Here is a 15,227-nt window from a genome sequence, read left to right on the forward strand (position 1 = left end):
ACTTGAAAAATTTATAAATTGCGAGCCACTTGATTAAAAATCAATATAATTTACTCGTCAGTATGTTTTTGCTTAGACCAATAGTTAGCAATCACTCCACAAACCATTAACTGGATTTGATGGAAAATCATTATCGGTAAAACTATCATGCCTAAGGGCTGTCCAATAAATAGAATCTGCGCCATAGGTACACCACTGGCAAGAGTTTTCTTCGAACCACAGAAGAATATCGAAATCTGATCTGCTTTACTAAAACCAAGCCATTTTGGAACATACAAAGCCAACAACATAATCACTGTGAGTAGAATTGAACATGCTAAGGTTAGATAGATCAATGTAGATAAGCTGACCTGATGCCATAAACCAGCAACTACTGCCCCACTAAATGCACCATAGACCACCATCAAAATAGAGCCTTGATCGAAAACCTTGACGATCTTTGGCATTTTTTGCATGAGTGGGAATACATAAGGGCGTAATACTTGTCCTAATACAAATGGAACCAACAGCAATAAGGTAATTTCTATAATAGAAGATGTTGGGTCATAATTATGTTTAGATTGACCAAAAATGAATAAGCTCACTAAAATCGGAGTAATAAACATACCAATCAGGTTGGAGAAGGAGGCACTACACACTGCCGCTGCCACATTGCCTTTTGCAACAGAGGTAAAGGCAATGGATGATTGTACTGTCGATGGCAAAAAGCACATGAACAGAAAACCCCAATACAATTGTTGTCCAAGCAAAGGTTCAAGCACAGGTTTTGCCATTAGGCCCAATAGTGGGAAAACTAAGAAGGTAAAAGCAAAAACCAGTGCGTGCAATTTCCAATGCAAAACCCCCTCAATCACGGCTTCACGTGATAATTTTGCGCCATGTAGGAAAAATAAAATCGCAATTGCAATTGTAGTGATTTTTCCAAAGATAAGCGCTGCCTGTCCTGAAATCGGAAAAATAGAAGCTAAAACCACCATTGCGATTAAAAGTATCGTAAAGCGATCTAATGCTAATAATTTCAACATTTTCATAAGCAACGTCCTGTATTCTAAACATGAAAAAGCCCAGTAGTTAAATTTTACTACCAGGTAAAATTCAATCTTACTGAGCGAAATAAATAAAGCTATTCATTTGGCTAAATATTCACTATTTATTTACGACACATCTCAAGTTAATTTAAGGCCTATTGATATTTCTTTGCTAAATAAGCAATAGACCCTCATCATTTTTTTAATGATGGGGGCTGTAGACATTTCATAAATGGCTTGCGTTGTAGGTTAAAATTGAGCATGAGACGTATACGTCGTAAAGCATGAATGAGAATAGCGAGACTATTTTCGAGTTCCATAACATAGGCTGAGATAATTTTAGCCACAACCCTGAGCAAGAACAAAGCACGGCTTTGTTTGCAACGCAAGGCACAGCGGGGACTAGCATGTTTTTACCGGTACATTGTTACCTTGCGAAACGATGTTTTTCATCATTTAGAATGGCTAAATTTCGTATCTCGCGCCTATTATCGCCTAAAAAACACACCTAGTCGCAAACGTAGACAAATTGTCAACGGCCCCTAATTATTTCGAGCATCTTGATCTTGTTGGATCAATTCAATTTTATAGCCATCTGGATCCTCAACAAAAGCAATGACTGTGACACCACCCTTCATAGGACCCGCTTCACGTACCACATTACCACCACGTGCTTTGATCTCTTCACAGGCTTTATAGGCATCATCGACACCAATAGCAATATGTCCATAGGCATTGCCTAATTGATAACTTGCAGTATCCCAGTTATGGGTAAGTTCTAATACAGTATGATGCTCTTCATCACCATAACCCACAAATGCTAAAGTAAACTGCCCTTCTTCATAATCACGTTTACGAAGTAATGTCATACCGAGAACTTCAGTATAGAACGCTAAAGATTGTTCTAAATTGCCTACTCGTAACATGGTATGCAACATGCGCATGATTTATTTTCCTGTTTAGTCAGATATTATCTGCCAATATAGGCAATACAATTCAATATTTCAAATTATCTATATTTTGTCAGATCAATGAGACAATCTTCTGGATTATTTTTAAGCAATAACAGCTTATTTTAGAAGAACACTACAACTTTATCTTTAGAATAAACTATTTGAATGTGTTAGCAATCCAATGGTTCAAACTCTCATCCTGTTAAAGAAGCCTATTTTATCTATAAGATAAAATAGGCTTCTTGTTATCCTCATAAATCTATCTTGAGTAATTCAGTCGCTTACTCGATGGATTGATTCATCTTTTGCGCTTGATGTTGTCGCAACAATTTTCCAACCCATAACACAAGCAATAGGATTGGAATACCAATTAAGGTGGTCATTAAAAAGAATTTAGGATAACCAATGTGGGTAACAATTGTTCCAGAATAGCCACCTAAAATCTTAGGTGTAAGCGTCATCAATGAACTAAAGATCGCATATTGAACTGCTGTAAATGACACACTGGTCAAACTAGACAAGAACGCTATAAATGCTGCACCCGCTAAACCCGAAGCTAAATTATCAACAACGATAGCAAAATACAGCCAACCAGAACTATATTTTTCAATCACTTTACCCTTAATCTCAACGGCTGCAGATGAATCTGCTTTGATCACTGGAAGTGGTTGAATATCCACATCGATATCACTTTTTATCGCTGTTAATTGATAGCTTTGTTGAGTACTCAATGCTGCTTTTGTTTGTTGATAGTTTACCACAGCTATCACGTTTTTTGTGCCAGAAGCATATAAAGCTTTACCATCAATCGCACCGCTAAATAAACCATATCTATCTAATTTTGCTGGGTATGTTTTGTCATCGAGTTTAAGTGTAATCGGCTGATCTGGATTAAGCTCAGATACAGGTATTCCCGCAATCTGCCCCTTAACCACAATACTTTGCTTCGCTTCTGTTGCAGATAATTGATTATCACTAGTGATAGGCAATAATTGAATTTGAGCCTTGGCTTCTTCTTTTAGATAGGGCACCGTATATTCATTTGCAACAGCCTGATTAACTAATGCTGCTTTAATATGAATGGTATTTTCCCCTATCAAGTCCTGACCAGGCACAGAAACCTTCCAATAACCTACTTCATCAGGTTGAGCTTGAAATTTCTTATCGCCAATCTGTACAAATACTGCTTGCATCGGTGCACCAGATTTCACCAATCCAATAAATATTAAATTAGTTGAGCTTGCTAAAACTGCACCCACAAACATCAATTTCATAATGTTCATACGTTGTGCAAGTAACCCCCCTAAAAAACCACCCAATAGACTAAAAATCACCCCGTAAATTTTAACAGCTTCTGCAATTTGTTCTTTGGTAAAGTTTAAATCTTGATAGAAAACATTCGAAATAACACCAGCAATAATGTCTGAAATTCGATAAAAACCAATCAATAACAGTAAAACCAATGCCAGTTTTACCCCATAACGCTTAAAAAAATCAGCAATCGGGTTAACCCAAGTCTCATAGGCCATCTTTTTATTAACGACACCAAAACGTATCAACGATGTAGCAACAAGAATTGCACCGAGACCTGAGCCTAAAAAGCGCACAGCTTCCATTAAAAACTTAAGCAAGTTGTCTTCGACTTTCCAAGTCGCTTGTAAATATTGAACCATGTCATCAGAGTAAATATATAAACAAACAAAACTCGCCACAGCCAAGATAAAGACCAAAACCAAACGATAGTAATCAATATTTTTATAGTGTTTATCAACTCGATTAACCAAGGGTTCTCGAATCACTAAGGTTGTGATAATGCCCACCAGCATCACCAGTGCCATCGTTAAATAAGTATATTTCCATGCTTCATAAATATAGTTCCCTTTTGCAGTTCCCAAAGAAGCAGCAAGGAATAAAGCGCCTGCACCAGCAAGAATCATCCCTAAACGGTAGCCTGCGTTATAGGTCGATGCCAACACCGTTTGCATCTCAGTTTCAGCCAGCTCAATTCGATAGGCATCAATCACAATATCCTGTGTTGCTGCGGAAAACCCCAGTAATACAGCCCCCACAGCCATTTGGTAAATATAACTTTGGCCCAAAGCGGGATCAGAAAACGCCATAATACAAATCGCACAGATAATTAGTACTTGTGCAATCAACAACCATGCGCGTCGCCGCCCCAGTCTTTTGGTGAGTATCGGGACGGGTAATTCATCAATCAGCGGCGCCCATACAAATTTAAAAGAATAGCCTAGCGCAGCCCAACTAAAAAAAGTTACTGCACTTTTTTCAATTCCGGCCTCACCTAGCCATAAAGATAAACTTGAGAAAATTAGCAGAATGGGAATACCTGCCGAAAACCCAAGAAAGAGCATAATTGCAGCACGCCGATCGATAAAAGCGGCAAAAGCAGATTTCCATCCTTTTTTTGCTGTGGAATTCTGCTCAGCTGATTGCTGAGATAATTGCGTTGTCATTGCGTTGTTATTTTCTGAAAAATGAAATAGTGCTATTCAACCGCTTAATGCTTAGAGTTTCAATCACTTTTATGCAACTGATGAGCGCTTTTACAGATATTTCCGCTTTTGGCGCTTGATCTTTACCCCCAATCCTGTATACCTTTAACTTTTCAACCCATATAAGTTTTGGATTTCACCTGTGACCCAAAGACACGATCAATTAAGCTCTACTACTGTTTCAATTACGACGACTGCAACCCCAATACAAAAAACTGAAACGATTTTTCCATCTGCTTTTGATCAAACGGAAATTCAAAACACGTTGACACAAACCGCACTAAAATCAGAACAACTGACGCATATCCCCAATCTGAGCAAGATTCCTACGTCAACCAAGAGAATCAAGCCTTTAAATAATTTCTTAGGGCAAGATCGTGCCAGAGCCTCTGTAGAAGCAGGGATTGCTTTACCTTATTCAGGTTACAACATTTTTGCTGTGGGCACGGCAGGTCTTGGAAAAAGGACCATGATCAAGCGCTTGTTGCAACAACATGCCAAAACTATGCAAACGCCTGATGATTGGGTCTATGTTTATAATTTTAAAAATGCGCGACAACCGATTGCCCTGCGTTTTCAAGCAGGTCAAGGCAGTAAGTTTCAAGCTTTAATCCACCAAGCTTGGCAAACCATTCTTAAACAACTTGAACGTCGCTTTAGTGCAGAAACGTATCACAATCGTATTGAACGCATTCGTCAGATTACGGGAAATGAGCAACAACTCGCTTTAGTTGAACTGACCAAAGAAGGCGAAGACCTAGACCTAAAACTAATTAATCGTAACGATGAACATATTTTTGTGCCGATCCATGTCAAAGATGACAAAATATTGGAAATGTCACAGGAAGATTTAAATGCGCTTGACAGTAAACAGCGTGCAGAAATTAATTCCAATATGCGTTATATGGATAAGAAACTTGAACGGCTTGGTCTTCAGTTAGGTGATTTAGAAGATGATGCACGTGATCAAGTTTCTGAACTGAATCGTGATATTGCCAAACAAGTGGTAATTCCTCGTATTGATTTAATTTTAAGTAAATTTAAAACCGTAAATGGACTAGATCAATATTTAAAACATTTTGCTGCTGATATCATTGAAAATGTTGAAACGATTCTAGATCAAGAAGGTGAAGAGTTCTCTCCTGCTTTATTTAATCGTGTTCCTTCACGTTACCAAGCCAATGTCGTAGTGAGCAATAAACCGAATTCTGGTGCACCGGTTATTTTTGAAGACTTCCCAACACATTACAATTTACTTGGACATGTTGAACAGTTGACACAAAATGGTACGATTACCACTGACTTTACTCTGATTCGTCCAGGCTCATTGCATCAAGCCAATGGTGGTTTTTTAATTTTAGAAGCGGAACAACTGTTAGAACAGCCTTATGCATGGCAAGGTCTAAAACGCGCATTAAAATCAGGACAATTAAAGTTATCTTCTCTTGAGCACATGCTGACTTTAACAGGCAGTATTTCAATTGAACCGGCATCTGTGCCACTTAACTTAAAAGTGGTTTTATTGGCAGAACCTGAAATTTATTATGAAATTTTAGAATTAGAGCCAGAATTAGGCAGTGTTTTTAAAATTCGTGCTGATTTTACCGACACTCTGCAACGTAATGATGATAATGAGCAAGCCTATATGCAACTGATTGCAGACTATGTTCAACAAGATAAATTACTGCCATTTGATCGCTCTGCATTGGCAGCGTTATTAACAGATTCAAGTCGCCAAGCTGAAGACCAAAGCTCATTGTCTTTACATGCTTTAACGCTTGGTGATTTAATTCGTGAGTCACATCATCATGCAGCGCAGTCGGACGAAAAGTTAGTTACGTCTCATCATATCAATACAGCCCTGAAACATCGTCAATACCGCTTAGGCTATTTAAGAGAGCTCTATTGGCAAGACTTGTCACGTGGCACTCAGTTAATCGAAACTCGTGGCCATCGCTTAGGTCAAATTAATGCTTTATCTGTGATCCAATATGCCGACGTTGAGTTTGGTTTACCTTCACGCTTAACCGCTTCTGTATACCAAGGTGGTGGTGACATTCTAGATATTGAACGTAGTGTGGAACTGGGTGGTTCATTACACGCCAAAGGTGTCTTGCTCATGTCAAGCTTCTTAAAAGCACATTTTGGTCGTGAACAGATTTTGCATTTTTCTGCTGCCCTCGCCTTTGAACAAAGTTATGGTCAAGTAGATGGTGACAGTGCCACAGTTGCAGAACTCTCTGCGTTAATTTCTGCGATCTGCCAATTGCCTATCGATCAATCTTGGGCAATCACAGGCTCAATGAACCAATTGGGTCAAGTTCAGCCTATTGGTGGAGTTAATGCAAAAATTGAAGGATTCTTCGACGCATGTAAGCTACAAGGATTAACCAGCAAACAAGGTGTGATTATTCCTCGTCAGAATATGCAGCATTTGATGCTTCGTCATGATGTAATTGAGGCTGTCAATGAAGGTCAATTTCACATCCACGCAATTGACACTATTGACCAAGCTTTAGAAATCCTAATGGCGCGCCCTGTTGGTACCTTAGACAAGAAAGACCGCTATACCAAGGGTTCAATCTATGCAGCAGTGATGGCACAGCTTGAATATTGGCAGGCATTGGAAGATGGTGTTGAAATAGAACAGAAACCAAAGAAAAAGAAAAAAAAGAAGAAGGAAAAAAAACTGAAAAAGGCTGAAGCTGAAGCACCAACTGTCTTCACTGAAGAAAACCAGCTTGAAGTTGTGGCAAAGCAGAATAAACGAAATTCATCTTAAGTTGATTGTTAATTTACAGCCTCACATAGACAAAGCTTTGAATATTCAAGGCTTTGTCTTATTTTTCATGATCATTAATGAGTTAAACTTCCTGTTTTTTTAAAATATCTAAACACTTAAACTCTTTACCAGTTATCGCAAAGTCTTGTCTAGGCTGTTGATCAATTTTCCCATCCTAGAACAAAATAAATCTTAGCCAAATAAAAAAGCACCTTCCGGTGCTTTTTCTACATCATCTACTCATTAAGCATCTGGCGCTGGGCTATACTGCTCAATCAATGGTTTTAATTCACCATTTTGGAACATTTCTAGAATAATGTCGCTACCGCCGATCAATTCACCATTAATCCACAATTGAGGGAATGTAGGCCAATTTGCAATTTGTGGCAAAGTTGCACGAATATCAGGATTTTCTAAGATATTTACATAAGCAAATGGACGACCAATTTGGCTAAGTGCTTCAACTGCACGCGCAGAGAAACCACATTGTGGAAATTGCGGAGTACCTTTCATATAAAGAAGTACTGCATGTTTAGCTATTTGATCGCGAATTAACGCTTCTGTATCACGCGCTTGTTCAGTCATTGATTAAATCCTCAACTCATCTGCCTGCATTATACCTAAATCCACAATAAAGAATATGTCTAGACGATTATTTCCAATTTTATTTATATTAAAGCTTTAAATCTTCCGCATATTTTGGTTAGATAATCTTTCACCTTTTCCACTCCTAACAGATAAGAGTTAGTTATGAATAACATCACCCTCGCTCCGGTACAAACTGATCAACCTTCACATTTGATGCCTGTATTCAGCCGTCAACCGATCAGCTTTATACGAGGACGAGGTTCTTATCTTTATACAGAAAATGGCACTGAGTATTTAGATGCATTGACGGGTATAGCCGTTTGTGGCTTAGGGCATGCTCATCCTGTGTTGGCTGAAGCCATTGCAGAACAAGCAGCTACGTTAATTCATACGAGTAATATTTACGAAGTCGCTTGGCAAACTGCAGCAGCACAAAAGCTGGCTGAAGTTTCAGGAATGGAAGAAATCTTTTTCTCAAACAGTGGTGCAGAATCGAATGAAGGTGCAATTAAAATTGCACGTAAATTTGGTCATTTACAAGGTGTTTCCACCCCTAAAATCATTGTTGCAGACCAATCATTCCATGGTCGTACCCTTGCAACACTTTCTGCTACTGGCAATAAAAAAGTTCAGGAAGGCTTTGCACCTTTGGTTGATGGCTTTATTCGTGTACCTTTTGGCGATATAGAAGCCATTGAAGAAGCCGCTATTCAGCATCCTGACATTGTGGCAATTTTGGTTGAACCAATCCAAGGTGAAGGTGGTGTCAATACGGCTCCTCAAGGCTTTAGCTATCTTGAAGATATTCGTCGCATTTGTAATCAACATAATTGGTTGATGATGCTGGATGAGGTCCAAACAGGTAATGGCCGTACTGGTAAATACTTTGCCTATCAACATACCAATATTATTCCAGATGTTTTAACCACAGCAAAAGGTTTGGGAAATGGTTTTCCAATTGGTGCTGTGATGACACAGGGTCGTGGTGTTGGTGTTCTTGCTGCTGGGAATCATGGGTCTACTTATAGCGGCACACATTTAGGCTCACGTGTCGTCTACACTGTGATTGATTTGATCCAAAAAGAAAATATTGTCGCAAATGCTGCAGAAATTGGAACCTATTTAGTCGATCAGTTCCGTGCTCAACTTGCAGATCATGATGTGGTTGTGCGTGGTTTCGGTATGATGATTGGTATCGAACTATCAAAAGACTGTGCTGAATTGGTGAACATAGCACGTGATAAGTATCATTTAATCATTAATGTTACTTCAGGTAATGTGATCCGCTTACTTCCTGCGTTAAATATGAATCATGAGCAGGCAGATGACTTATTGAAACGTTTAGTGCCTGCAATTAAAGCATTTCTTGCTTAAACATTAACCAATACTTTAAGAGCTCAACCTGTTAATCTCTTTTAGTTTTATCGTCATTGCTTATAAAGTTAAAAATATAGAAAAGCCGCTTTAAAGCGGCTTTTTTATTAGAACTTATTAGAGTTAGAACTTTGGCTTTATGAGGCTTCTTGGAAAATTCTACCACCAGGTAACTGGCTAAAATATTGTTTCAAAGCGTCTAGACAACGATGAATTTTCATCGGTTGCTGTTCACGCTTTAAGGTCACAGCACTTAAAGTGAAAGTTGGTAACTTCCACTCTGGTAATACTTCAACCAACGTTCCATTCATCAATTCTTTTTGCACATCTAAATAAAGAATCCGAGCAATACCATGTCCATGTTGGCACAATGATTTTGCAACAAATACATTATTTGTCTGAAGACGATGCTTCATTTCTAAATTAACGACTTCACCTGTTGCACCATGCTGAAATGAAAAATGTTGAGAATTTTTCATGATATTTATCGGAATCAAATCATGATTCTGTAAATCTTCAGGTCGTGAAATAGGCGCTGTTTGATTTAAATAACTTGGCGATGCAACTAAGATTTGATCTACTCTTGCAAGAGGCGTACAACTCAAGTTATTCACATCTTCGATTTTTGAAGACATACGAATAGCAATATCTATACGTTCTTGGATCAAGTCGATATATTGGTTATCTGCTTCAAAATGAACCATCAAACCTCGATGTGCAGACATCCAATGCGATAAAGCAGGCACAACATGTGTTGCTCCTATTTCTGGGGTTGTCGCAATACGCAAATCCCCAACTAAATCATCGCGCAACTCATTAATGCGGATTTTTCCACGCTCTGCGGCAGCGAGCATTTCTTGACAACTGTGGAAAAAAGCTTGACCAGCCTCAGTTAAACTCAGCTTTCGTGTAGAACGATGTAGAAGCGTAACTTCCATTTCATGTTCTAAAGATCTAATTTGCTGACTAACCGCACTAGTCGTAATGCCAAGGTCACGCGCGGCACCACTAAAAGAACTTTTTTCAACAACACAAGCAAATACACCCATTGCCCGAAGTTGATCTAACATAAATTTCCCTCTGAAATTATGAGCTGTTTCACACTTTTTTGTTCAAAACAACTCATTGTATTATACGAAGAAAATTACACTTTGCATTAAAATATTTAATTTATTGGTAAAATATTTGCTGGGTTAATTGGTTTTCCATCTAAACGTACCTGAAACTCCAGCATAGTACTGGTGGCGCCTGAAGATCCCATCTCTGCAATCTTCTGTCCTGCTGTCACCGTTTGACCACTTTTCACCAACATTTTGCTGTTATGAGCATATGCAGTAATGTAACCATCAATATGTTTTACTAAGACAAGATTACCATATTCTTTTAATCCATCTGCAGCATAAACCACTTGACCATCCGCTGCGGCAAAAATTGGATCACCTTGATTCCCTCCGAAACGTATTCCTTTTATATTATTCGCAACATTATAATTTGCAATAACAGGCCCATTTGATGGTTTTACCCATCTCAATTGTGTTGATTGTACTGTCGTCGTCGTTTGCACAGGCGGCGTTGCTGGCTGAGCAGTTATTGTCCCAGTTGGTGGTGTTGGCTGCTGTGTTGGTAACTTAATCGTTTGACGTTGAATTTGCGGTTCATTGTTAGTTAACGCTTTCGTCGTAGATCGAGTGACATTGCCACTACCCTTTTTCAAACGTAATGACTGCCCCACATAAATTCGATAAGGCGCAGCGATATCATTCATTTCAGCAACACTGAGATAACTCAAACCATAACGCATTGAGATTGCACTTAAGGTATCACCAGAACGAACTGTGTAATAGTCAGGTGCAACAGCATAGCGTGTAGGATTATTTATTTGAGGCTTCGATGCACACCCAGTCACCAATATTGTAGAGGTGATTGCTATTGTGGACAAAATGATTTTTATCCATCGTTTAGGCATTTGAATTGGAAGTGTTGATCGAGCCAAAAGCATTGATTTCCCTCTCTACAATCTTAAAATTTAAAAATATTTGCTTAAGATTAGCAAAAAACACACGCATTTCACTGTTTAACAGTGCTTTTTCACAAAGTTATAACACTCAAACATCAAAATGACTATGTGAGAGTTGTGATTGTAGTGTTTCAAGAATCGTATAATTAGTCGCGTCCATTTGAATTGGTGTAATACTGACATACCCATTGGCAATTGCAAAAAAGTCAGATTGCAGGTTTTTTGAATTCTTTTTGGGGTCTGTCACTGCTTCACCCGCCAAACCAATCCAATAGACTTGACGACCACGAGGATCGACCTGACTGGTAATCGGTTTTGATTGTATTCGACGACCCTGATAAGTAATTTGAGCACCTAAAATATCTTCTACATCAGGAATATTGATATTTAAAATATGTCGTGGAGGCAGTTCAGGTAAGCCTTTGGCAATAAACGTATAAACCCAATTTGCGGCTTGCGCATAATCTTCAGGATTGTCATATGAACGCACATTACTGCCCGCTAATGAAACTGCGATGGCAGGTTGTTTCATCAAACGCCCTTCAAATGCCGCCCCTACTGTTCCAGAATAAAGTACATCGTCTCCTAAATTTGCCCCACTATTGATTCCGCTCACAACTAAATCAAATTCGAAATCGAACAAACCATTCATGGACAAATAGACACAATCTGCAGGTGTACCGTTTACTGCCCACATATCTGTTGCAATTTGAATTGGTCGAAGTGGTCGATCTAGAGTTAATGCACTTGAAAAACCACTGCGCTCACTTTCTGGCGCAACAATAACAACTCGACCTAATGGTCGCAACGCTTTTGCTAAAGCTTGAATACCTGGTGCAAAAACACCATCATCATTTGCAATTAAAATATTCACTAACGGGTTCTCTGATTAAAATTTATTAAATGACTACTGAGTTATTTAATTCAAATTTATTTAACAATTATATATAGTTACTTACTCAATTTTAAATCTAATTTGTGACTATAAAGATGATTACACGTTCTCTTACTCATACTATTTCTATTGCTCTCATCACACTTTGTGCACAATCTGCATTTTCAGAAACATTAACTTCACAAGAGTCTGATCGAATTGCGAAAGAAGATATTGCAGCAACCCAAGTGCTTGCCGAAGTTTGTCCAGTATTAATCGGTAACAATCCTGCATTTCAAACTAAAATTGAGAATTTAACCCAAATCTTATTAAAGGATCTCTCGAAAACTACAACATTAGTGCAGCTTCAACAAGATCCAGAATACCAAACTGTACTGAAAGAAGCACAAATAAGTGCCAAAGAAGTGGATCAAGCTGAACACAAAGCAGTATGTGCAGATGTACTTGAACTTTCACACTAGAACAGCATAAGAACCTCACGACCAATGCGATGTTAAAAAATACTTTTTTGACATCTTTTGCATTGTTAAGTTTGCGAAAATTTCAAATAAATCTACAACATCGATACACTTTCTCTATATTTTTCACAGTTTTTACGTTTAATCTATGCAAATTCTCAAATTAAAAATTGATTAGGTTATTTATGCGTATGACGTTAAAAATGCTGACATTAAGCCTTGTATCAGCAAGTAGTTTATTTATGACACATGCTTTTGCCGCATCTGACAAAATCGAAGTTACTCAGCAACAAGTATCTAAAGAAGAATTGGCTGCAATTTATGTATTGTCGGATATCTGCCCGAGTCTAATTAAAACAGATGCTGCGTTTAACAAAGGTTTTGATCATCTGCTTAAAGACTATATGCCAAATGACAAAGATCCTAAAGCAACCTTAAAATCACTTACCAAGCAAAAGGATTTCCAAAGAGCGTTAAAAGAAGCAAAAAGTGATGCAAAAAAAGCAGGTGATGCTGAAAATACAGCGATTTGTAATGACATTAGTCACTATCAGTCATAACGATTTGTACGATATATTCAACAAATATTGAATTAGTTACAATAAGTAAGAAATAAGCCGACTTTCCTTGTAGAAGTCGGCTTTGCTTTGCCCTAAAATGCTAGCCTGTTTGTGCTCATATAACGATTGGAACGACCTAGAATGACTCGAAAAAGCGCCATTGCTGCATTATTACTTTTACCTTCATTTTCTTATGCAGCAACCGTCTTAACAACTCCGCCAGAATTAAATAATAAATCGTATGTCTTAATGGACTATGAGACAGGTCAAATTCTTGCATCGAAGAATGAAAATGAAAAATTAGCACCTGCTTCGATGACTAAAATGATGACGAGTTACATCATTGAGCAAAAACTTCTTAAAGGTGAACTGACCGAAAGTGAAAAAGTTCGCATGAATGAGTCTGCATGGTGCCGTGGTAGCAGTACTGAATCTTGTATGTACGTACCTTTAAATGGTACTGCAACAGTTTTAGAAATGTTACGAGGCATTATTATCCAGTCAGGTAATGATGCATCTAAAGCTATGGCTGAACATATTTCCGGTAATGAGGGTTCATTTGCTTATGCGATGAACCAAGAAGCCAAACGTGTGGGCATGGTCAATACGCATTTTATCAATGCAACAGGTATGCCTGCTGAAGGTCATTACTCAACCGCAAAAGATATGGCGGTACTTGCTAAACATATCATTCATGACAGTTCAAAATATTATCCTATTTATTCGGAAAAAGAATTTACTTTTAACGGCATCAAACAAGGTAATCGTAATGCCTTACTTTATACTGACCCAAGTGTTGATGGCTTAAAAACAGGTCATACAGATGAAGCGGGTTATTGCTTAACTACCTCCTCAAAACGTGGTCCAATGCGTTTGATTTCTGTGATTTTTGGTGCGCCGTCTATGAATGAACGTGCGAGTCAAACACGTTCATTATTAGCATGGGGTTACTCAAACTTTGAAACTGTCAGTGTGCAACCTGCAAATCAAGTTCTTGCTAAAGCAAAGGTTTATTTTGGTAAAGAAAGTGACGTACAAATTGGTTTAGCTGAAAACTTCAATGTGACGATGCCTAAAGGTCAGGCTAATGCCATTAAAACTCAAGTTACTGTTCAACCCAACTTAAATGCACCATTAAAACAAGGTCAGGTTGTAGGTAAACTTACTGCAACTTTAGACGGTAAAGTCATTGCTGAAAAACCATTAGTGGCGTTAAAAGCTGTAGAAGAAGCAGGCTTCTTCTCTCGCTTGATCGATCATATCAAAATGTTCTTTAGCAACTTGTTCTAAATTATTCGCTTAAACCTAATATTGAGTTTATTAGACTAAAGCACAGGCATCCTGATCACAGATTTGGATGCCTTTTTAATTTATACTCGGTAAAAACACATTGGTTAAATTTTGCTTTTGACATGGAAGCCAACATGAAAAAAAATATTCGTTCGTATTTAGACCATCATCCTAAAATTGATTCAAGCTGTTATATCGATGATCTCTCGGTTGTAATCGGTGAAGTAACTTTGGCGGAAAATGTATCTGTTTGGCCTTTTGCGGTGATTCGTGCTGATGTCAATCACATTAAAATTGGGCGTTATTCTAATGTACAAGACCATTGCATGTTACATGTTAGTCATAAAAATGATGCTAAACCCAATGGTTCACCTTTAGTAATTGGGGAAGATGTGACGATCGGGCACCATGTCACTTTACATGGTTGTACCATTGGCAACCGTGTTTTAATTGGAATTAATACCATTGTTCTTGATGATGTGGTAATTGAAGATGATGTCATGATTGGTGCAGGCTCTCTAGTTCCACCAAGAAAGCGCTTGGAAAGTGGTTACCTCTATGTAGGAAGCCCTGTACAAAAAGTTCGCCCTTTAACCGATAAAGAAAAAGAATTTCTACCTTATTCAGCAAGACATTATGTCAAAGTGGCGAATCATCATTTAGAGACACACGATTAATCATAGGATTAAAGCAAATATCTAAGCATGCTTAAAAGCGTATTTTTTATTTGAATACATGTTGCTCAAGTAAATCTAATTCCACTAAA

General features: G+C 38.1%; 13 protein-coding genes. 6 read left to right on the forward strand and 7 right to left on the reverse strand.

Annotated elements, in window-relative coordinates:
* Positions 1–50 precede the first annotated feature (50 nt).
* The 3 genes from ACG916_RS05850 to ACG916_RS05860 all read right to left on the reverse strand — a co-directional run bounded on the left by ACG916_RS05850 (position 51) and on the right by ACG916_RS05860 (position 4,458).
* On the reverse strand, positions 51–1,031 hold the full coding sequence (locus ACG916_RS05850; protein ID WP_419328293.1) for a bile acid:sodium symporter family protein: 981 nt from the start codon (positions 1,029–1,031) through the stop codon (positions 51–53).
* Between the two features lie 539 nt (positions 1,032–1,570).
* The gene (gene gloA, locus ACG916_RS05855) at positions 1,571–1,972 is read right to left on the reverse strand and encodes a lactoylglutathione lyase (protein ID WP_419328292.1); all 402 of its coding nucleotides are present in this window, start codon (positions 1,970–1,972) and stop codon (positions 1,571–1,573) included.
* A gap of 290 nt (positions 1,973–2,262) precedes the next feature.
* Complete coding sequence (locus ACG916_RS05860; RefSeq protein WP_419328291.1) at positions 2,263–4,458, reverse strand: AmpG family muropeptide MFS transporter; 2,196 nt, start codon at positions 4,456–4,458, stop codon at positions 2,263–2,265.
* Positions 4,459–4,639: 181 nt separating this feature from the next.
* On the opposite strand from ACG916_RS05860, the gene ACG916_RS05865 reads away from it, so the two are divergent.
* Entirely contained in the window at positions 4,640–7,279 is a 2,640-nt protein-coding gene (locus tag ACG916_RS05865; protein WP_419330211.1) for a Lon protease family protein, read from the forward strand.
* A gap of 243 nt (positions 7,280–7,522) precedes the next feature.
* Here the strand turns inward: ACG916_RS05865 and grxD are convergent, their stop codons facing one another.
* Positions 7,523–7,864, reverse strand: coding sequence for a Grx4 family monothiol glutaredoxin (grxD, locus tag ACG916_RS05870; RefSeq protein ID WP_336953200.1), 342 nt, complete (start codon positions 7,862–7,864; stop codon positions 7,523–7,525).
* A 165-nt stretch (positions 7,865–8,029) separates the two neighbouring features.
* On the opposite strand from grxD, the gene ACG916_RS05875 reads away from it, so the two are divergent.
* Positions 8,030–9,241: an aspartate aminotransferase family protein gene (locus ACG916_RS05875; RefSeq protein WP_419328289.1), complete on the forward strand. Its 1,212-nt coding sequence runs from the start codon at positions 8,030–8,032 to the stop codon at positions 9,239–9,241.
* A 137-nt stretch (positions 9,242–9,378) separates the two neighbouring features.
* Here the strand turns inward: ACG916_RS05875 and ACG916_RS05880 are convergent, their stop codons facing one another.
* The 3 genes from ACG916_RS05880 to surE form a co-directional block, all read right to left on the reverse strand.
* Positions 9,379–10,311: a LysR family transcriptional regulator gene (locus ACG916_RS05880; RefSeq protein WP_419328288.1), complete on the reverse strand. Its 933-nt coding sequence runs from the start codon at positions 10,309–10,311 to the stop codon at positions 9,379–9,381.
* 95 nt (positions 10,312–10,406) lie between these two features.
* Positions 10,407–11,240: a peptidoglycan DD-metalloendopeptidase family protein gene (locus ACG916_RS05885; RefSeq protein ID WP_336953206.1), complete on the reverse strand. Its 834-nt coding sequence runs from the start codon at positions 11,238–11,240 to the stop codon at positions 10,407–10,409.
* A 106-nt stretch (positions 11,241–11,346) separates the two neighbouring features.
* On the reverse strand, positions 11,347–12,132 hold the full coding sequence (gene surE, locus ACG916_RS05890; RefSeq protein ID WP_419328287.1) for a 5'/3'-nucleotidase SurE: 786 nt from the start codon (positions 12,130–12,132) through the stop codon (positions 11,347–11,349).
* Positions 12,133–12,248: 116 nt separating this feature from the next.
* On the opposite strand from surE, the gene ACG916_RS05895 reads away from it, so the two are divergent.
* From ACG916_RS05895 to ACG916_RS05910, 4 genes are all read left to right on the forward strand, one after another.
* A complete protein-coding gene (locus ACG916_RS05895) occupies positions 12,249–12,614 on the forward strand; it encodes an MCR_0457 family protein (protein ID WP_419328286.1) in 366 nt (121 codons plus the stop codon).
* A gap of 182 nt (positions 12,615–12,796) precedes the next feature.
* Complete coding sequence (locus ACG916_RS05900; protein WP_336953211.1) at positions 12,797–13,171, forward strand: MCR_0457 family protein; 375 nt, start codon at positions 12,797–12,799, stop codon at positions 13,169–13,171.
* A 141-nt stretch (positions 13,172–13,312) separates the two neighbouring features.
* On the forward strand, positions 13,313–14,461 hold the full coding sequence (gene dacC, locus ACG916_RS05905) for a D-alanyl-D-alanine carboxypeptidase PBP5/6 (protein WP_336953213.1): 1,149 nt from the start codon (positions 13,313–13,315) through the stop codon (positions 14,459–14,461).
* A 134-nt stretch (positions 14,462–14,595) separates the two neighbouring features.
* Entirely contained in the window at positions 14,596–15,138 is a 543-nt protein-coding gene (locus tag ACG916_RS05910; RefSeq protein ID WP_419328285.1) for a gamma carbonic anhydrase family protein, read from the forward strand.
* Positions 15,139–15,227 lie beyond the last annotated feature (89 nt).

Source organism: Acinetobacter legionensis, from assembly GCF_048552295.1.
GTDB lineage: Bacteria > Pseudomonadota > Gammaproteobacteria > Pseudomonadales > Moraxellaceae > Acinetobacter.

Coding starts and splice junctions, on each gene's coding strand:
- ACG916_RS05850 (WP_419328293.1), bottom strand. CDS start 1,031: ATGAAAATGTTGAAATTATTAGCATTAGATCGCTTTACGATACTTTTA.
- gloA (WP_419328292.1), bottom strand. CDS start 1,972: ATGCGCATGTTGCATACCATGTTACGAGTAGGCAATTTAGAACAATCT.
- ACG916_RS05860 (WP_419328291.1), bottom strand. CDS start 4,458: ATGACAACGCAATTATCTCAGCAATCAGCTGAGCAGAATTCCACAGCA.
- grxD (WP_336953200.1), bottom strand. CDS start 7,864: ATGACTGAACAAGCGCGTGATACAGAAGCGTTAATTCGCGATCAAATA.
- ACG916_RS05875 (WP_419328289.1), top strand. CDS start 8,030: ATGAATAACATCACCCTCGCTCCGGTACAAACTGATCAACCTTCACAT.
- ACG916_RS05880 (WP_419328288.1), bottom strand. CDS start 10,311: ATGTTAGATCAACTTCGGGCAATGGGTGTATTTGCTTGTGTTGTTGAA.
- ACG916_RS05885 (WP_336953206.1), bottom strand. CDS start 11,240: ATGCTTTTGGCTCGATCAACACTTCCAATTCAAATGCCTAAACGATGG.
- ACG916_RS05895 (WP_419328286.1), top strand. CDS start 12,249: ATGATTACACGTTCTCTTACTCATACTATTTCTATTGCTCTCATCACA.
- ACG916_RS05900 (WP_336953211.1), top strand. CDS start 12,797: ATGCGTATGACGTTAAAAATGCTGACATTAAGCCTTGTATCAGCAAGT.
- dacC (WP_336953213.1), top strand. CDS start 13,313: ATGACTCGAAAAAGCGCCATTGCTGCATTATTACTTTTACCTTCATTT.
- ACG916_RS05910 (WP_419328285.1), top strand. CDS start 14,596: ATGAAAAAAAATATTCGTTCGTATTTAGACCATCATCCTAAAATTGAT.